The sequence below is a fragment of the Vibrio atlanticus genome, assembly GCF_024347315.1.
GTDB classification, from domain to species: Bacteria; Pseudomonadota; Gammaproteobacteria; order Enterobacterales; family Vibrionaceae; genus Vibrio; species Vibrio atlanticus.
In genome coordinates this window covers 168,901-188,311 of the sequence record NZ_AP025461.1, presented here as the reverse complement: position 1 = coordinate 188,311, position 19,411 = coordinate 168,901, and the positions used below count along the sequence as shown (strand labels likewise).

At 44.2% G+C, this 19,411-nt stretch carries 15 protein-coding genes; 10 read left to right on the top strand and 5 right to left on the bottom strand.

Annotated elements, in window-relative coordinates:
• Positions 1 to 114: 114 nt before the first annotated feature.
• Entirely contained in the window at positions 115 to 1,071 is a 957-nt protein-coding gene (locus OCV30_RS16550) for an AEC family transporter (RefSeq protein WP_009846120.1), read from the bottom strand.
• A 426-nt stretch (positions 1,072 to 1,497) separates the two neighbouring features.
• On the opposite strand from OCV30_RS16550, the gene OCV30_RS16545 reads away from it, so the two are divergent.
• Positions 1,498 to 2,091 (top strand): TetR/AcrR family transcriptional regulator, encoded by a 594-nt coding sequence (locus tag OCV30_RS16545; RefSeq protein ID WP_004732750.1) that lies wholly within the window; start codon positions 1,498 to 1,500, stop codon positions 2,089 to 2,091.
• Between the two features lie 193 nt (positions 2,092 to 2,284).
• Positions 2,285 to 3,133 carry an alpha/beta hydrolase gene (locus OCV30_RS16540; protein ID WP_065679369.1) on the top strand — a complete coding sequence of 283 codons (849 nt, stop codon included), beginning with the start codon at positions 2,285 to 2,287 and terminating at the stop codon, positions 3,131 to 3,133.
• Between the two features lie 134 nt (positions 3,134 to 3,267).
• Here OCV30_RS16540 and OCV30_RS16535 read toward each other — a convergent pair whose 3' ends face one another.
• Both OCV30_RS16535 and OCV30_RS16530 read right to left on the bottom strand, forming a co-directional pair.
• On the bottom strand, positions 3,268 to 5,808 hold the full coding sequence (locus OCV30_RS16535) for a glycosyl hydrolase family 18 protein (RefSeq protein WP_065679370.1): 2,541 nt from the start codon (positions 5,806 to 5,808) through the stop codon (positions 3,268 to 3,270).
• A gap of 401 nt (positions 5,809 to 6,209) precedes the next feature.
• Positions 6,210 to 6,674 (bottom strand): DUF2850 domain-containing protein, encoded by a 465-nt coding sequence (locus OCV30_RS16530; RefSeq protein ID WP_065679371.1) that lies wholly within the window; start codon positions 6,672 to 6,674, stop codon positions 6,210 to 6,212.
• A 383-nt stretch (positions 6,675 to 7,057) separates the two neighbouring features.
• On the opposite strand from OCV30_RS16530, the gene ppnP reads away from it, so the two are divergent.
• On the top strand, positions 7,058 to 7,339 hold the full coding sequence (gene ppnP / locus OCV30_RS16525) for a pyrimidine/purine nucleoside phosphorylase (protein ID WP_009846125.1): 282 nt from the start codon (positions 7,058 to 7,060) through the stop codon (positions 7,337 to 7,339).
• 222 nt (positions 7,340 to 7,561) lie between these two features.
• Here the strand turns inward: ppnP and OCV30_RS16520 are convergent, their stop codons facing one another.
• Positions 7,562 to 8,434: a pirin family protein gene (locus OCV30_RS16520; RefSeq protein WP_065679372.1), complete on the bottom strand. Its 873-nt coding sequence runs from the start codon at positions 8,432 to 8,434 to the stop codon at positions 7,562 to 7,564.
• Between the two features lie 158 nt (positions 8,435 to 8,592).
• Here OCV30_RS16520 and OCV30_RS16515 point away from each other — a divergent pair, with 158 nt between their 5' ends.
• Positions 8,593 to 8,874: a hypothetical protein gene (locus tag OCV30_RS16515; protein ID WP_009846127.1), complete on the top strand. Its 282-nt coding sequence runs from the start codon at positions 8,593 to 8,595 to the stop codon at positions 8,872 to 8,874.
• Here the strand turns inward: OCV30_RS16515 and OCV30_RS16510 are convergent.
• Positions 8,871 to 10,049, bottom strand: a complete 1,179-nt coding sequence (locus tag OCV30_RS16510; protein ID WP_065679391.1) for a GGDEF domain-containing protein — start codon at positions 10,047 to 10,049, stop codon at positions 8,871 to 8,873. The genes OCV30_RS16515 and OCV30_RS16510 overlap by 4 nt on opposite strands.
• A gap of 334 nt (positions 10,050 to 10,383) precedes the next feature.
• On the opposite strand from OCV30_RS16510, the gene OCV30_RS16505 reads away from it, so the two are divergent.
• The 6 genes from OCV30_RS16505 to uhpC all read left to right on the top strand — a co-directional run bounded on the left by OCV30_RS16505 (position 10,384) and on the right by uhpC (position 19,238).
• Positions 10,384 to 10,722 (top strand): DUF1840 domain-containing protein, encoded by a 339-nt coding sequence (locus OCV30_RS16505; protein ID WP_065679373.1) that lies wholly within the window; start codon positions 10,384 to 10,386, stop codon positions 10,720 to 10,722.
• 113 nt (positions 10,723 to 10,835) lie between these two features.
• Positions 10,836 to 13,751 (top strand): alkaline phosphatase family protein, encoded by a 2,916-nt coding sequence (locus tag OCV30_RS16500; RefSeq protein ID WP_065679374.1) that lies wholly within the window; start codon positions 10,836 to 10,838, stop codon positions 13,749 to 13,751.
• A 366-nt stretch (positions 13,752 to 14,117) separates the two neighbouring features.
• Positions 14,118 to 15,512 carry a hexose-6-phosphate:phosphate antiporter gene (uhpT, locus tag OCV30_RS16495; protein WP_065679375.1) on the top strand — a complete coding sequence of 465 codons (1,395 nt, stop codon included), beginning with the start codon at positions 14,118 to 14,120 and terminating at the stop codon, positions 15,510 to 15,512.
• Between the two features lie 272 nt (positions 15,513 to 15,784).
• Entirely contained in the window at positions 15,785 to 16,393 is a 609-nt protein-coding gene (gene uhpA, locus OCV30_RS16490; protein ID WP_004732761.1) for a response regulator transcription factor UhpA, read from the top strand.
• Positions 16,394 to 16,431: 38 nt separating this feature from the next.
• Complete coding sequence (uhpB, locus tag OCV30_RS16485) at positions 16,432 to 17,889, top strand: signal transduction histidine-protein kinase/phosphatase UhpB (protein ID WP_244499040.1); 1,458 nt, start codon at positions 16,432 to 16,434, stop codon at positions 17,887 to 17,889.
• 8 nt (positions 17,890 to 17,897) lie between these two features.
• Positions 17,898 to 19,238 (top strand): MFS transporter, encoded by a 1,341-nt coding sequence (gene uhpC, locus OCV30_RS16480; RefSeq protein ID WP_065679377.1) that lies wholly within the window; start codon positions 17,898 to 17,900, stop codon positions 19,236 to 19,238.
• The last annotated feature ends 173 nt before the right edge of the window (positions 19,239 to 19,411 follow it).

The following is a 19,411-nucleotide window of genomic DNA, read 5'->3' as shown; positions in this document are numbered from 1 at the left end:
CTCAGTAAAATTTTTACGAAATCTAGCAGCCTTTATGCCCAACCAGTTAGTCCTAAATCAAGGCTTATGACCTTTGTTTCAAGGCTTGTGTCGGTTTTTTGAAGCTTGTCGCAGCTATATTAAATCCATTGCAGTGAGTGCAAATATACCTAGTGTACAAGTGATAAGAGAAACAACAGTAGTAAGAGCGATGATGTTAGCCGCGAGTGTTGAGTTTCCTCCCATCGCACGCGCCATAACATAGCTTGCCGCTGCCGTTGGTGCTGCGCTCATCAAGAAGATAAGTCCGAGATCGAGCCCTTCAAACCCTAAGTACCAACCAGCCAGTGTAGTCAGTAAAGGTGAGGCGATTAACTTGTAACTAGAGGCGAACCACGTAGACAACTTTTCTTGTTTAAGCGAACTAATATCTAGAGAACCACCAGTACAAAGTAGAGCCAAAGGCAAAGTCATGTTGGCAAAGTATTGCCCAGCATCAGTCACCATTTTTGGAATCGGAATTGAAAGTGCATAGAAGACGACTGCTAAGAAAATAGCGATGATTAACGGGTTTTTGGTGATGGACTTGGCGATCACTTTAATGGCTTTAGCGCCGGTGTCTTTGCCTTTGGGTGTCAGTGCTATCACGGCTTGAATGTTATACAGTACGGTCAGAGATGCGACATAGATAGCAGCCAATGCCACGCCTTGGTTGCCATAAATATTAGCCACGTAGGCGAGGCCGATGATCGCGGTATTAGCGCGGAATCCACCTTGGATGATCACACCTTGATCTTTAGAGCTTTTGAATACCAACTTGGTTGAGAAAATCGTGAACAAGAAAAAGACAAAGTTAGCGATGACGCCAAACGCAACTAACGCGCTACTGGCTGAAAAGTTGTGATTCGATTGAACAATACTCAGAAATAGCATCGCGGGTAGGGTGACTTGAAACACCACTTTGGACGCGACATCAATGAAATTATCATTGATCAAACCGATTCGCTTGAGCATCACACCAAGAAACAGCATTAAACAGATAGGGCCTGTTACTGACGCCGAAAACGCAAACTGTTCCCAAAGTGTGTTCATTGTTTTTCCTTTGTTAGTCGATTTCAATTTCCTTTGAATACTGTCGCATTTTTCCACAGTTATTAGGGCATGTGGACCTTTCGAGCTAATTTTTGCAGCGAATTGCTGGGTATGTCTACAAGGCAGAGGCTTTGATGTGTAGCTAGCCTACATGAAAGGGCGATAACGCAGTAGAAATGACCAGCAAACGCTGCCCGAAGGGTTCGGCTAAAAGCGTTTTACTCTTTGTTGAGGGGGATTTGCTTAGAATGACTAGGCTACTTCCCCCTCGCCGCGATTAAAACGCTTTTATCTCGAACAAAATTTTACCGCGAAAGGTCAACACGCCCTAGATAAGACAAAATGAATACCAAGGGTTAAGTAAAAAACTTGAAAAAAAGTACGAACGTGCTAAAAATAAAGCATCAGATTTATTATTGGTGAATAATGAGCAAAGGAAAGATAACCAAAGAGTATATTTTGAGCCATGCATTTGCACTTGCGAGTGAGAATGGTCTCGAGAGTTTGACGATTGGCGAATTAGCCAAGCAGTGTGGTATGTCTAAGAGTGGATTGTTTGCGCACTTCAACTCTAAAGAGAACCTGCAACTCTCTGTACTCGAATATTCCAACGCCATATTCACTGAAAGAGTCATCATTCCGGCGAGAGAGTTGGGCGACGGTGATATTGAAGCCAAGCTTAAACAACTGCTCGATAACTGGCTTGGCTGGAACCATTCGTTCCAAGGCAGCTGCATGTTTATTGATGCTTGGAAAGATGCAGGCAGCGAAACCTCTGTGATTCAGAAGGCACTGCAGAAAACCATTTCAGTGTGGATTGATTACTTGACGATTCAGGTAGCAAAAGCGGTTGAGAGCAAACAATTCAGAGCCGATTTAGACCCGAAACAGGCAACCTTCGAGTTGTACGGTCTCTATTTAAGCGCGAACTTGTTCTACTCATTACGAGGCCAACAAGCCAGCCACACTCATTTTTGGAGTGGTGTCGAGCGCTTGGTAGCCAGTTGGAAAGCGGTTTAATACATACAGCAGGTTAACTCGCAAATCATGTGAGTCTTGTTGAAGTAAGGTTTACAACAAAATTTTAGAGAAGTGGTGGTAAGCGATGATAAATCGCAGTAGCGCCATTTTTTATATCAATAAATAGCACGGTCGTTCGATTTTTAGGGCCGAGCTCGATCCGCCAATAATGATGGCGATACAAGGAACGGTCATGAGTGACAAAATCTATTTCAATACATCGAACAAATTCAGCTTCAAGCGTAGCTTGATTGGCGCTACAACCAATCTGCACTACATTTTAGCGCCGAGTCATGCAAAGAAAACGGCACGTAAACTGCTGCTCACTCCGATGCGTACCGAGCAGAAAAATGCCGATCCGCAAGGGCTTATCAAGAGTGAAATCAAAGGTCGTGATGGCGTCTTAAAAACGTATTCTTTGGGTACCGGTCCAGTTTGGGTGCTGACTCATGGTTGGTCTGGCACCGCGAGTCAGTTTTTCCCTTTAATGGAACATATTGCAGCCAAAGGTTTTACGGCTCTAGCTTACGATCATCCTGCTCATGGTGGTAGCGATGGGGTACATGGTCATATCCCTGCATTTGTGAACGGTCTTGAAGCCATTCTCGATTCAGTGGGAGAGGTAGCAGGTTTGGTCGGTCACAGCATGGGTACGGCTTCTGCATTGGAATGTAAGCACGTTAAATTGGAAAACAAGCCGCTGTTGCTGATTGCACCTGTATTGGATTATCTAGAAAACCTATTTGGCAGTGTTGCTCGTTCTGGTTACTCAATGAAACTGTTTGAGGCGGTAGTCGGAGAAGTAGAAGAGCAATTTAACTACCCGATTCAATCTGTTGATCCTTATGGAAAGCTAGCGCTTCGTGAGTCTCAAACTATCATTGTTCATGATGAGCAAGATAAGTTTACTAAGTTTGATGTGTCGAAGCGTGCAGCCTATGAAATGGATCGTGTCACCTTAATCGCGACTCAAGGTCAAGGCCACGGACGAGTGATGAAGTGCCCGCAAGTGTTTGAGAGTTTTGATAACTTGATTGGCTAAGTTTAACGAATCAAGCAAGTAGAACGCCAATTAAGAAAACAAACTCTAAAAAGGCCAACCAGAGGTTATCTGGTTGGCCTTTACTTTTAGGTGTTTAGTTGAACGCTTAGTTGGTGTTTAGCTAAACCCTACTTTTAGTTTGCACAGTTTGCTGGGCCGATCTCTTTCCACACGCCCCATTGGCCAGTCGTTGTTGGATCTTCACCTGTTGTCCACCATTTCGCTTCCCAAACGTTACCACCTTGAGTCACTTGATCACCGCCATTGTAGATCGCACTTGAATCCCAAGCGTTAGTACACGTGCCACCGCCTGTGGTTTTCTTAAGCACTTTCACTGAAGTAGCTGCTACTGATGTCTCTGTACCATCACTGACTGTCACTGAGAAATTCAGTGTCGTATCTTGCGTGTATTCAGCCGCGACAAAGCTTACTGAAGCGCCTTGAACAGTAGCATCAATACCTGCAGGTACATCCCACGTGAAGGTCAGCGTGTCTTGATCCGCATCGCTCGAAGCCGAAGCATCAACGACAACTACATCACCTGCACTCACTTCAGCCGGAGCAGAAACAACTGCGATCGGAGCTGTGTTTACTGGACCTGTGTCTTTAGGGTTTACTGTCACAACAACTGTGTCTGTTGACGTTGCGCCTTCGTTATCTGTTACGGTTAGGCTGAATGTCAGAGTCTCTTGTTGTGCGACTTCCACTACATCGAAACTCGCAACAGCCGCATTCGAGTTGGCCAGAGTTACCGCCGTTCCGCTTACTTGTGACCAAGCGTAGCTCGCAATCGTACCGTCACTGTCTTTTGAAGCGCTACCGTCTAGAGAGACAGACGCTGGGCCTTCAACTGATTGGTCCGCACCTGCAGCTGCCGTTGGTTTACGGTTGACAGGGTCAGTAGTTCCACCTGCTAGACCTTCATGCATCGCATTCAGAATATCGCCGTTATCCGCATCAATTTCCCAAGAAAATAGACCCGCAAGGCCAAGGCTACGAACGTATGCGCCTTTTGCTTTCACTGAGCGGTCATCATCAAATGTGATCAACTTGCCTGAAGTACGGTTCCAAACGTAAGGCGCTTCTGCCATTTCGTCGTAACCATATTCAAAGCCGTTGATGCCTTGGTTGTTTGCACCAAGCATGTTCGCTTTTATGCCTTTGTAGTCAATAACGCCATCTTCCCATACACCCTGAGCAGAGCTGCCGGTCAGTTTGCCATTACCTACGCCAGTCATTGGGTCGCTAGGATCTGAAAGTGATGACGGTAATACGCCCTCCCAACCACGACCGTACATTGCTGTACCAACCACAAGTTTGTTCGCTGGAACGCCTTGCGCAAGAAGCAATTGGATGCCGTTGTCTGTAGTGTAGGCTGGGCCTGTGTACTGTTCGCCATTTTCATCTAGCCCGGTACCATCACATTGACCAGGGCGCATGAAGTTACCGCAGTTCAGTGCTGTTTGGTGACCTAAAACGTTGTTCCAACCGCCGTAGAAGTCGTAAGTCATTGCAAAGATGTAATCCATGTACTGGATAGCCTCGCCGTAGTTCACGTCTTCAATCTTATCGTGACCAACACCGATCGCTGATGTTAGCTCGTAAGTACGACCGTTTTCCGCTTCTAGTTGATCAAGCATAGTGCGCAGCTCTGCCATCAGTGCAATGTAAGCTGGGCCATCATTCATAGGGTCACCAAGGTCTGGCGCCGCACCGCCTCCACCAGGGAATTCCCAGTCAATATCTACACCATCGTAGAATTTCCACGTGTTAAGGAATTTCTTAACCGATGCAATGAAGGTGTCTCGGTTAGCTTTGGTTGTGAAATCGAAGAATGGGTCAGACAGCGTCCAACCACCAATCGATGGGATGATCTTCAAATCAGGGTTACGCTGTTTTAGCGCCATCATCATCGCGTAGTTACCCTTGATAGGTGAGCTGTATTCGTGTCCTGCTTGAGGGAAACTCTTCTGGAAAGCCGCCCATGGGTCATGAATCACCACTTCGTAATCGTTAACGCCCTGACACGCTGTCATGAGTGCGTTGTAGCTGTTACCGCCTACTGATTTCACTGATTCGTTAGGACCACAAATTGGGATGAAACCGTAAAGGATATGGGTCAAATTGTCAGCAGGTAGGTTATCGACTGTGTAATCACGGCCATAGATGCCCCACTCAACAAAGTAAGTACCTACTACCGTGTTTGGATCTGTGTTGTATGACTTGTTGTTTGGATCCACATTCATCGCAAGTGGTGCTAGGTGTGATCCATCGGTATCAGCGATGGTGATCTGAGCGGGTGCACTCTTGGCACAGCCTGTTTCATCACACGCTTCAATTTCCATATCGAATAAGCCGCCTTGGCCGTATTCGAATGAAGCCGTGGTTTGGCTTCCAGTGATTGGGCCCGTCGCTACTTTAACGCCATCAAAGTAGATGTTGTACGTGTTTCCTGACGTTCCGCTCCATTGGTTGAACTTAACGTCGACTTTTGCTTTATCGTGATATTTAACCATCTGGTTGTAGCCAGAGGTCGTTTCCATCGCGAGTTCAATTTTAGAAAACTGTAGGTTGTTGGAACCGTACATATCAATGCTAGGTGCTGTTGGCGCGGCCAATGCTGTACCAGATAGCGCTAGAGCAATACTCGCAGCACAGGTGTTTATACGAATCATACTATTTCTCTCATTCCTTGAAGGTTTAGAACCAAGTGGTCCTAGAATCGGCTCCCGTCAGTTTTGAAGGAGCTTCCCCGTCAGTATTCGAGAGAGTTTTAATTTCATGACTGAAAATAAATCTGTTTTCGATGGACAACTAAAAAATTGTATCTTGTTACAATTCTGTTGCTTAATGGATGAGAGGCTGAGTCCATGTTTTATAAAATAAAACCTCACTCAGAAGGAAAGTCTCATAAGTGAAATTACACGACATGAAGTTATGAAAAAGTGCGGCAAGCTATTATTAAATATCGTGAACTGAAGCAGTATCACAATCTGAAGCACGTCATATCGGTGCTTGTAAGGGGCAGGGAGTATTGATGTAAGAGGGGTTACTAAACAAAGCGCTGTTGAAAGTATTATTTTTTGAATTGCTCAGCTAATACTGAGCGTCGTTGCTGCATGAGTCCTTGAGTCTCACCCGCTACAGTATCTTCATACCCTTCTTTTATGAATTGTTTGGATGGTGTGTTCGGCACTAGCCGCTTTAAACGAGGTGAATTGTAGGTACCGCTAATGGTATAAATCGTTGGGCCTGAACCTGTATTGATCGTGACATCGTTACCATCAAAATCAAACGAGGTACTGATGAAACGATAGTTCATCATCACACCATCATCGGAAAGTGTAAGAATATCTGTTTTGTAAGGTGGAGCACCAATCTCGATCCATGTGCCATGGACGTTACTTGGGCTTACAGATTTTTGGTAGGCTTGGTAGCCAAAATAGCCGACGGAGAGGGCAATCATAAAGCCAGCCATTAAGAAGGCGTAGAGTAACGAATTGGCCAATATATCGCTGCTTTTCGTGGTATTTTTAGCCATTATCTCTTCATTTTAGTTACTCATACTGGTGATGATTCTATAAAATAAAACGATAGGTTGCAAAGGTTCTTATAAGAGTTAGAAGCAGGATCGAATGTTCTTTTGAATCAAACTGCCTCAGTGATTTTTTACCCACACATTCAGTCTTCATGCTTTGTTAAGGAATATTTACTTAGAATGATTAGGTTGTATACCCAATGCCACGCCTAAAATGATTTCATCTCGAACGAAATTTAACTTCGAAAGGTCAACAGATCCTAAGCTATATTCATTTATTTCTTGTAGGACAGTCTCGAATTGGTTAAAACAATTAGCACCTAAATTTACGCATAGGCTTATTCGTTGAGCCTAGTAATGCAATTTTGAGATAACAAGGAAGTACAATGATTAAAGAAAATACATACTTTGAAGGCGGTGTTAAGTCGTTAGCGTTTAACCAGTCTGGTGCTGATGTGAGTGTTGGTGTGATGGCCGCTGGTGAATACACATTCGGTACTGCAGCTCCGGAAAAGATGACTGTTGTTAAAGGTGCTTTAATTGTAAAGCGTGTTGGCGATGACGATTGGACGACATTCCAATCTGGTGAGTCTTTTGACGTTGCGGGTGACTCTTCATTCGATTTACAGGTTAAAGAAGCGACAGCTTACCTGTGTGAATACTTGTAGGAAGGCCTGAGTTCGTTCATCTCTGGCTTAATAGAAAAAAACCACGCTCTAGGAGCGTGGTTAAATAAGTGATAATAACCGGCAGTGGATAGTGTCACTTGTTTTTACAGTCATCAAATGGATGACCAAATTGTTGTTCGTTGCAAAATCTCTTCAATCTTCAATCTTCAATCTTCAATCTTTAACTTCATTTCAAAGCTAAAAGCGCAAAGACGTCGTCAATTAGTAAGTCTCAAAAACGCCATTGTTGTAGTCCTGAATCGTCTGTTCAATTTCTTCCATCGAGTTCATGACAAACGGACCATAGTGCGCAACAGGTTCATTAATCGGCTCACCAGAAAAAATCAGTACACCTGAATCTTCTAAACTACTCAGAGACAGCAAGTCAGCTTTAGTGAGTAACGCAAGTTGACCTTGGTTGATGACTTTATCACTGATCTTAATACTGCCTCGGTACACGTAAGTCATGGCATTGTGATTAACATTTGTCCCTAATGTTATTTTTTGCCCAGAATGAGATCGCCAATCCGCTACGCTTAACGGCACACCAGTTTGTTGCAGTGGGCCTTGCGTTCGTAAAGCCTCTATATCATGGTCAGCTAGGTTATGCAGTTCGAATACACCAGCAATAACTCTCAATAAACCATTTTGTTCACTTTGATGCTCCGCGATGCTTTCATTTTGGAAGTCGTGATATTGCGCTGGTTGCATTTTGTGTGTTGCAGGTTGGTTTATCCAAATCTGAAATCCATGCAGTGCACCTTCTTCCATCATTGGCATTTCGCTGTGAATCACACCACGACCCGCGGCCATCCACTGTGCACCACCGCTGCGAAGCTCTCCAACATTCCCCATGTGGTCTTTGTGCTGGAAGTGACCTTGCAGCATGTAAGTGAGCGTTTCTATCCCACGGTGAGGATGTGGAGGAAAGCCGCCAACATAATCTTTGCTTTCATCCGACTTAAGTTCATCAATCATCAAAAATGGAGAGAAACGCGTGTTATTGAAACCAGCGAGTCTTTGTATTTTTACGCCATCACCATCGGAGGTAGCGTGTGCTGCAATCACATGATCTACTGCTCTTACACTCGTCATTTTGAAATCCTCATAAACTTGAATAGCTGTAGTTTATGTAATTTGATTTAAAAAGAAGATGGCACAGTGTTGAGTGACTTATTCGAAAATTTTGAACAGGTAAGAATATGAAATTATGTCTATACTTGAATAGAGAGCAGACCGCCAAGGAGGCCGCTATGGCAGTACAGCAAAAACATGGCGAAAGGCAAGGTCGGATGGGCTTTGATAACGATTTTACAACGGAGCAAGGTCAGCGTTTTACAGAGGTTGCGAATAAAGCGGTTAAGCGCCGTGTTAGAAAGCACCAAGCAGATGGGCCTTTTATACACTCGGCCAAGCAAGCCGCTTTTAAAACCGTTGCTAAATCTAAGAACGAAAACCGAAATTTAGTACGACAAGTCGTATGGATTATTGTTATTGGCTTAGTGAGTTTATGGGCCATGTATATGGCAGGCTAGCGTGGACGCGTTTTTAATAACGTAACATTGTTCCCTTCGACCTTCGCTTCAAGACAACCTTCAAGCTCAGATGATTCCGATTCTGAGAAGGCGAGGTTCGTTGGTAGCTCTTCTATCAAGGTTGATACGGGATTATCGTGATAATAAGCGTATCGATTTTTTCCTGAATGTTTGGCAACATACATCGCTTTATCAGCACATCTCGTCAGCTCATGTAATTCTTGAGCATCTTGCGGGTACAACGAAACCCCAACACTGAGTGTCAATTCTTTGATTCTCTCGTTTGTCTGGCAACCACTTTCGAATAGCCCACAAATCCGATCTAAAATACCGTCTAGATCTTTGCGAGTTGGTACATCGTAGAGCATCAAAACAAACTCATCTCCAGCAAAGCGCGCAATCGAATAATCGTATTCATGACTTACCCTGTCTCTGGTTCGGATGTTGTTGCTTAAACGATTCGCAAAATGCTGCAAAACACTGTCTCCGACGTCGTGCCCGTAGCTATCATTAATGCCTTTGAAGTCATCAATGTCCAAAAAAACTAATGCAGTCAGTGAGCGTTCACTATCCACTGTCGCAAGTTTTTCTGTCGCCCAACGTTCAAAGCTCCAACGGTTTGCCAAGCCGGTTAGGGCCAGGTCTTCAATCCCCTCTTTATATAGACGTTGAATATAACTGACGGCTTTTGTGTAGTAATAAGCTGATGTGTGACATACCAAGCTCATTGTAAATAAGCTAAGAATAAACCGGTGTGAGCTGCTAAAAGGTAAAGAAAAGCTGCTAGGCATCGCTGTAATCAAGGTGCTGATAAATACACAAAATGAGGTACTGAAGATAATGCCAATTCTGAAATCGTTTATGAAAATGACGGCAGCCAAAATCGGGTAGAGCCAGAGTGTCCGCTCGGGAATGGCGTGACTGTACAAGAATAGGATGACTCCTTGAACGAGCAGAACACCACTTAGAATCAATTCTGAATACTCAGCGGCAGTGACTTTTTTCACGTAAAATGCATTGGAGATAGCGATAAGTGCAAAACACAGTTCGAAAATTGACAGCGTGTAATGCTGACCTTGGAAGTAAGCCCAAGTGTAGAATGTGAATAACGCAGCGGCAGCCAGTGAAAAGGAGTGGACAATTTTTTGCTTGCGAGTGGATCGTATGTCCGCCATTTCTTCTAGGTGTCTGCCGACGAGCCTTTTCATGTGATTTGTGCCAAAGATTTTGATAATTGATGTTAATAGTAGATGAAATAAAAGTCATAGCAGAGTGTTAGTGACCTTTTTAGTGTGACTACTATCAAGGTTTCATATTTAAATGATGAGTGACTCACAATAAATAGTGATGCGCGTCACTAACGGTGCGGATGTATCCGAGAGTGAAACAATCAAGGTTCTAGTTACAGGAAGTTACTTGGCTATTATCTACTTGCTTTCCAATACGTTACTCAACATAGTTTGTAGATAGCTAATGTTTATAGATACCTAAATTTGATAGAGGCTCATAATGTTAATTACCTTTAGTTGCAAAGCTCATGCTAGCGTCACGATGTTTGGTGAAGTCGGTCTTCAGTTCATTAAGATGCTTGGACATAGTGGCACTATCCCCGGAGCAATTGATGCTTCAGAGGTTTCTCAAGCGTTAAACAATTTGCGTGCTGCGATCGCCGTTGAGCAGAGCAAGCAGGTAGAACAAGAAAATACCGGTGATGACAGTGAAGAAGCGGTTGTTGAAGCGCCTGTTAATATCGGTAGCCGAGCTTTCCCGTTAGTTGAACTATTGAAAGCGGCCATTAAAGACGAATGCGAAGTGATGTGGGAAGACGGTAGCGGTAAGCGATTGTAAGAGTATTCGAGCTCTTCGAATCAGAAAACAAACGTTTTCATAGGTTGACTAATAAATGCAAACTGAAACAATACGCTGCATTTATAGAAGTGTGTTGATCTAAAGGAAATTTGATGAGCTCTTATTCTCACGTTCGCAGTTACGCCAGTTTATTCAGTGCCTTATCGTTGGCGCTTGCATCAGCTCCGAGTGCCGCTGATATATCAACAACGCCCGTCATTGGTGGCGTGTTTAGCTCCAGTGAAGTGTTGAAAAATCAGGTGCTTTCAAGCCTAAGTTATTCTGCTAAACTCACTCGTGATGCAGCTCTTTTCACCATTGGTGGCGTTACATTAGATGCGTACATTCTCGCTCTCCCTTTAGATGTCAAAACCAAAGCTCGAGTCGTTGCTCAGTTATCCAATCCGACGTACTCAATTCCTTTGGGTTATTTTCTCTATAGTTATTACGACCGCTATTCAGGCTTGGGCAGTGAAGATGTGTTCAAATCTTACTTGTCGACGGTTTATGATAAGCAGGCGCTAAAGGGCTTTGAACATAGCCTCTATCATGTTGGAGATAAGCCAACCTCAGAGCATCACGAGCCAGATACCTCGACTGAAGCAACGGGACATCATGAAGGTATTCGTATCGATGAACAGTTCATTGCCAACATGGTGGTTATTTACGATGCGTTATTCGAAATTGGTGTCTGGCAGGATATGGACACGCTCCCTGCGAATTACACATACTTAACCAATAGCCCTGAAGATCTAGCGATCATCGCTCAGATTCAACCGATCATCGTTGATTTGATCGGTAAAGCGGCATTGGGAATGGATGACGGCGATATGAAGTCTGCAATGCTGGCGATTGCAGAAGATGGCAAACCAGAAAACGCTGAGAAGCCGAATAACAAAGCACAAGCTCTTACCATCACTCTCATTGATTTTGTGCGCTTAAACTTGCTTAAAGCTTATCGACAATTTGTGTTTAAAGAAGAGCGTGCAGAAGCGCTCGATGATTGGATGCAACAAGCGTTCAGTGACCAGCCTGATGCGCTCATTCAATTCTTAGAATCCCAACAGCAAAAACGTTTTGCGGTCCAAGTGACTGTCGATGGTTTACAGCAAGGATTGATCGAAGGTTTGGTCGATGAGAATGCGCCTTTCATCTCAGTTGCTTACCAAAATCATAAAAACCGAGCGCAATACAAACCTCAGCTAGAAACGGTGATTGAGCCTGAACACCAACAACAGGTGCGGTTCATGGAAGTTCTGTCTGAACAAACCTACCGTGATCCGAATTATCTTCCGTTCTTCAAAAATCTCTATCAAGAGCATCGAGACAATATTAGCCGAGTGGGTATTTCTTCAACTCCCACAATCAGCGTACGCAATCTACCGATCATTAAAACGGGCGCAAAAGTGTCTGGTAACGGTGGTACGGGCATCCCTAATTTCCACTTTGTCGACCGAGAGATCGACCGAGCGTATTACTTCTTTGGTAATGATGCCCTGCAGTTAGATGTGTTGATGGCAGACAACAAGGTTCAAACCATGTTTGACCGCCTTGATTACCTTAAAACGCTGAACTGCAACGCTCAATATGATTGGAATGCTCACACCACTTACGATGGGTTAGTAAACCTAGGTTTGGGTGAGTCACTGCGTGATTATGGTGAGAAACGTTGCGTGAAAGAGCTTCAAGAACGTTCAGAAGTCGAAGTGGTTTTGCAAGAAAAGCGTCAAGCCTTGATTGAAGATATTGAAGCGTATCAGTCTATATCTGGCTTTGATTTTTTCACTAAGTTTTCAAAGAGAGCTCTGGTTAAACAGTCTATCACTCAGTTTGCCGAGTTAGATGGAAAAGGGATGCCAGACTACACCTTGGTTTATAACCCATGGCCGGATCACTTCGCACACTTTACCGGCCCTTTTAGTGACGAAATTCTGATGCCGACTGGAGAGCTCAATCGACTGGACTATTGGATTCGCCAGATTGAAGCGACCTATCGCAGTGCCGGCGTTTACGATAAAACGCTGTGGGGCATGGCAGGTGATCATGGTTTAACGCCGGTGTTCTACGCGCTCAATCCCGAAAAGCAGGTATTTGAAGGCTTACAAGCAGAGCTAGCGTATCCAGTTATGGTTAAGAAGATATCTTCAGACGAGGGTGAAGGGCCTAAAATTACCAATGCTCTAAGTTACCCAAGCTCGAAAGAATTGGATGTAGTGGTCGCCTCGACTGCTGGTGGTAACTTCATGATGGACTTCTTTAATTCGACTCAAGGGTGGCAGGTTCAACCGGTTTACCAAGAACTCACGCAGTGGTCTCCGATTGCAGCGCTAGATGGTCAGAATATCGACATCATTAATCAGATAGCGCAACGCTTGCCTGAAAGTCTTGATTATATGGTCGTAAGAGAAAGCACATGTGATCAACAACGTTGCGCTGTTCGTGTGATTGGCAATCGTGATTTAAAACGGGTCGATGAATTGATCACACGTGAAGGTGACAAGCTTTTCTATGAGTCATTGGAAGACAATCGAGCGCCTATTTTGCTCAATACGCAAAGGTTAAATCCATACCTAGCATCACCAAGCGAAGCTGATTTTGCACAGTATTCTCAATTAGTAGAAAAGTGCCTTAACCGAGCGGTTAAGGCGGATGTGACAACGTGGTGTAGCAGTGCTGAGTGGACTTCATTGACGCAACCAACACCTCGACCAGATTCAGTGAATCAACTGGCTAATATTTACCTTGAAGATAGGGCTGGCACGGTTAACTTGTTCCCTAAAGCGGGAATTGGTTACAACACTAAGGTGCCGGGTCGTCATGCTGGTGAGGATTACTTAGAGAAAGATGCCTTTATCGGATTCTGGGGAGCGCCAATTGGCGATAACTCTCAGCAATTGAAAATCGAAGCTAATGGCTCTTTGGCTCCAACGCTGTTTGAGTATTTGACCGGAGAACCTGTGGTCGAAGGCGAGAACGGTTGGGGTTTTCCGTCGTTGCTGAATAAGTTGGATGTGTCTAAGAATAATTAAACTCTATTATTTATCGTTTAGGTTACGATACCGTAAAGCGAATCTAATGTGGCTTTTATTAGCCACTTTAGACTTCAATCAACTGCTCAATACAATCGATGTTTAGTTTGCTTGGGGCACCTATTAAATACCTTAACTAACGACACCTTTCCAATACCTCTTCACGACATAACACATTTTAAATAAAGTGATGCTGTTCACGCTTTCTTGACTCCCAATTCTGAACTAAGAATTTTTCCTAGTTATTCTAAGACCCTCTCTCATGCGGTCGCTTTTTAGACTCCTTATTATTTCATCATCGAATTGCAAAGAGTGCATGGTCAGTAATGTTCCGTGCAGACCTCATCAATAATAAGAGAGTTCACAATGTTAAAGTTCCTAGATCAGGTTAGAAAACCGACGCTGGATCTTCCGGTCGAAACTAGAAGAAAAATGTGGTTTAAACCATTCCTACAATCGTACCTAGTCGTATTCATTGGCTATTTGACCATGTATTTAATCCGTAAGAACTTCAATGTCGCGCAAAACGACATGATTTCTACTTATGGATTATCAATGACCGATCTAGGTCTTATTGGTCTTGGCTTCTCAATTACTTATGGTATTGGTAAAACGGTTGTTTCCTACTACGCGGATGGCAAAAACACCAAGCAGTTCCTGCCATTCATGCTTATCCTATCTGGCCTTGCCATGTTGGGCTTTAGCTTCAGCTTGGGTGGAGGCAGCGCTAGCTTATTCATGATGGTTGCCTTCTACGCATTGAGTGGTTTCTTTCAAAGTACCGGTGGTCCTTCAAGTTATTCGACTATTACTAAATGGACGCCTCGTAATAAGCGTGGGTCGTATTTAGGTCTTTGGAACATGTCACACAACGTAGGTGGTGCAGGTGCTGCTGGTGTAGCGCTGTTTGGCGCTAACTACTTTTTTGATGGCAACGTAATTGGTATGTTCGTGTTCCCATCGATCATCGCGATTGTGGTTGGTTTTATTGGGATGCGTTTTGGTAACGACTCTCCAGAAGCATACGGTTTAGGTACAGTTGAAGAGTTGTTTGACGAAGAAATCAGCGAAGAAGATACTATTGCTGAAGAAAATCAAATGACTAAGAAAGAGATCTTTGTTGAATATATCCTTAAAAACAAAGTGATCTGGTTACTCTGCTTCGCGAATATCTTTTTGTACATTGTTCGTATCGGTATCGATCAATGGTCTACCGTTTATGCATATCAAGAGTTAGGTCTATCAAAAGAAACGGCTATTTCAGGCTTTACTCTGTTTGAAGTTGGCGCTCTGGTCGGTACATTAATGTGGGGTTATTTATCAGACCTTGCTAACGGACGTCGTGCTTTAGTTGCTTGTGTATCGCTTGGACTGATTATTGTATCTCTAGAGTTTTATCAGCATGCAACGAGCGAGTTCATGTACCTAGCATCACTATTCGTACTTGGCTTCCTAGTATTCGGTCCTCAGCTGTTGATTGGTGTTGCTGCGGTAGGCTTTGTTCCTAAGAAAGCAATCAGTGTGGCTGATGGCGTGAAAGGCACATTTGCTTACTTAATTGGTGACAGTTTTGCCAAACTTGGCCTAGGCATGATTGCAGACGGAACGCCTATTTTCGGCTTAACAGGTTGGAAAGGGACATTTGCAGCACTCGATACTTCTGCTGCCATTTGTATTGTGTTATTGCTATTCGTTGCGGTTGCGGAAGAGAAGAAAATTCGTCACGCGAAGAAGATGCACCTAGCGGCTCAAAACGCCTAGCGAGTCTGGTGTGCTTTTTTTGCAGACTTGTTTTCGCAGACTTGTTTTCGCAGACTTGCTCTCGTAAATAGAGTTTCGGGTAGACAGTCTCGCGTACTTGTTTTCGCAAACACAGTTTCGGGTAGATAGTCTCACGTACTTTATCGGATTAAAGCACGTGAGATCATACCAATCGCTAGTTCGATTCAGTATCATCTCTATCAATAAACTTAATATTAAATAGCTCCTGTCGGGGCTATTTTTCTTTCTTACTCTTAATTCTGGTTAATATCATGATTAATGTTGCGCTTGTTGATGACCACGTCATTGTTCGTTCGGGCTTTGCTCAATTACTCAGTCTTGAAACTGATATTACGGTCGTGGGTGAATTTAACTCTGCGGCAGAAGCGCGCCTCGGATTGCCAAGTTGTCACCCTGATGTCGTTATCTTGGATATTTCAATGCAGGATGAAAGTGGCTTGAGCTTATTGGAAGAAATTCCATCAGGCATTGCCAGTATCATGCTGAGCGTACATGACTCTCCGGCAATGGTTGAGAAGTCATTAGAGTTAGGAGCTAAAGGCTACCTCAGTAAGCGCTGTAGCCCAGATGAGTTAATCCAAGCCGTACATACGAGTGCAAATGGTGGCTGTTATCTCACGCCCGATATCGCTATAAAGCTTGCGACACCAATGAAGAATAAAGCCTCTTTAAACCAACTCACCCGCCGAGAAAGCGAAGTGTGTCAGTTATTGGCAACAGGGCTCGATGTGAAATCTATCGCCGTTGAGCTAGGGGTTAGCCATAAAACGGTGCATGTACACCGTGCCAATGCGATGGACAAACTCAATGTTAAGAACAACGTTGAGTTAGCTAAATTGTTCACTCAAGATCAGTACTAATGCGCTCCTATCTAGCCACTTCACTATGTGGGGTTTTTATGGCTGGCTGTGCATGGTTTTGTTTATGGGTTATTGCCTTCTATTTTATTAATGACCCTGAGTTAGCCATTCTGCTTTTCCCATTCTCACTTCGATTGGGAATGACGCTGCACACTCGCACTCACTATTGGCCTGCTATCTATATTGCAGAGTGGGGACTTGCGATCGCGTTAGCGTTATTGCTTGATGAACCCCAATGGCTGACCATACTAGTCGCCAGTGGATTAAGTATTCCTGCCACTCTATTTGCCAAGCGTTATTACTATGGTGATCAAAATCGTCACTTGTTAGTGATGGCGAGCTTAATCATGGTTACCGCATTAATTAACGTTGCCGTGGTGGGTTCTCATGTTCCAGCCGTTTACATGGTGTGGTTAGCGAGTATCACGGGTGGATTGATGCTGGTACCTATGTGTTATCTGGTCTGGAACTATCTATTCCAAAATAAGTGGGCGCCACTGAGCTCTTACTTAATCCATAATGTTGTAGAGTTCAAAATCCGTCACATCGCTTTATACAGTGTGTTGCTGGTGGCCAGTATTTTGATACAAACCAGCTTGCCTGATGAACTAAGGCGCTTCGCCCCATTTTGTATGGCGATCCCTATTATCTTGCTGGCCGTACGTTACGGATGGCAAGGCGCTTTACTGGCGACCCTGTTAAACAGTGTTGCGCTGATTGCTGCTCATAGCGGAACGTCCAAACTCGAAATTACCGACTTACTCTTGTCTCTATCGGCTCAAACTATTACCGGTATATTGCTGGGCCTTGCGGTTCAAAAGCAGAAAGATCTCAACTCCAAATTGCGAAGCGAGCTTTCCAGAAACCAAAACCTTTCACGCCAGCTAATAACAGCTGAAGAGTCGGTTCGTCGTGATATTGCGCGTGAGCTGCATGATGAAATTGGCCAAAACATCACGGCAATTCGTACGCAGGCAAGCATTATTAAACGTGTCGATGCGGCTGAGATGAGCGTTCGCTGTGCGGGGACGATTGAGTCATTGTCTTTGAATGTTTATGACACCACCAAACGCCTACTTACAAAACTAAGACCTAAGATGTTGGACGATCTTGACCTAAAAGATTCCGTGGAACAGCTTATTCGAGAGATGGAGTTTTCGGATCACGGCGTTGATATCCAGTTAAATTGGCAAGGTGATTACTCGTGTTTGAGTGACACGCTCAAGGTCACTATCTTCCGGCTGTGCCAAGAATCTCTAAACAATGCCTCTAAATACGCCAACGCGAGCGAAATCAGAATTGAACTGATTCTAGATGATCAGGCTTATCTTCGGATCTCAGACAATGGCGTTGGTTTTACAGCGCAAGACCTTCTCAAAGGAATGGGTGTTCGTGGTATGCAAGAGCGTGTTCAGGCGCTCGGTGGCAAGATGATAATCAACGCTAATGGTTCCTCTTCGGGCACTAATATCAGCGTTACATTACCTAAAGTGTGAGAACGAGTATGTTTGGATTTCTGCGCTCAACAACGTCAAATCGTCATACTCTAAGTGATGATGAGGTCAATCAGAGTTACCGCTACTGGCGCCTCCACATCATGATAGGAATGTATGTTGGTTATGCCGGTTTTTACTTCACTCGTAAAACTTTCAATTATGCCGCGCCAGCAATGATCACCGATCTTGGCTTAGATAAAGGTGATATTGGCTTAATTGGTACGCTCTTTTATCTCTCTTACGGCTTATCGAAATTTATCTCAGGAACAATATCAGACCGTTCAAACCCCCGCTACTTCATGGGACTTGGCCTAATCGCGACTGGTTTGATAAACATCGCGTTTGGCTTTTCGAGTTCGTTAGCGGCTTTCATCTCGCTGTGGGTACTGAATGCGTGGTTCCAAGGTTGGGGCTGGCCATCGTGTTCCAAGTTATTGACGACTTGGTATTCTCGCTCCGAAAGAGGCTTTCGCTGGGCTATATGGAATACAGCACACAACGTTGGTGGGGCGCTAATTCCTATTCTCGTGGGTTATCTAACGCTGCAATTCAGTTGGCGAGCTGGGTTTATCTGGCCGGGGGTGATTGGTGTATTTATCGGTCTTATCGTTTGCTGCCGCTTACGTGACAAGCCCACCACCATGGGACTCCCGACGGTAGGGAAGTGGCGCAGTGACCACCTAGAGTTGGCGCAAGAGAGCCATGGGCAAGGGTTAAGTTATCGAGAGATATTGAAAACTTACGTATTTAGTAACAAGTACATTTGGTTGCTCGCTTTTAGTTATGTGTTGGTTTACATCGTAAGAACGGCCGTCAACGATTGGGGTAATTTATATCTCACCGAAGAACACCATTACAGTTTGATCAATGCCAATGCTGCTTTGTCTCTGTTCGAGATTGGCGGTTTTGTTGGTTCACTTGTTGCTGGCTGGGGATCGGATAGATTGTTTGGTGGCAACCGTGGTCCGATGAATATTTTGTTTGCCATCGGCATATTTCTTTCAGTTTCTGCATTGTGGTTGATGCCTTTAACCAATTTTGTGTTTCAAGCGGCTGGGCTGTTTTGTGTCGGCTTTTTTGTTTTTGGTCCTCAAATGCTTATTGGCATGGCGGCGGCCGAATGTTCGCACAAAGATTCGGCCGGTGCAGCAACAGGCTTTGTTGGCTTGTTTGCTTACATGGGTGCAGCACTTTCGGGTTATCCATTAGCGCTCGTTCTAGAAACTTATGGTTGGAGTGGGTTCTTCATTACCATCTCTACTTGTGCGGCGGTTATTGGCTTGCTGCTACTGCCTTTCCTACAAGCTCAATCACCTCAGAAAAGTGCAGAGGCTCGATCTGGTTTTTAAGGGGTTTCTTCGTAAATAAGATAGCTGCTAATGGTCCTCTGGTTATTGTGCAGCTATCTTATCTTCAGCGTTTTTTATACGTAGCATTCAAATGTGACTCTTTTCACGCTTTTCATGGTTCTCACCTGTTTCTAAGAATTTTTCCTATTGCGTCTAAGACCTCATCTCATGTG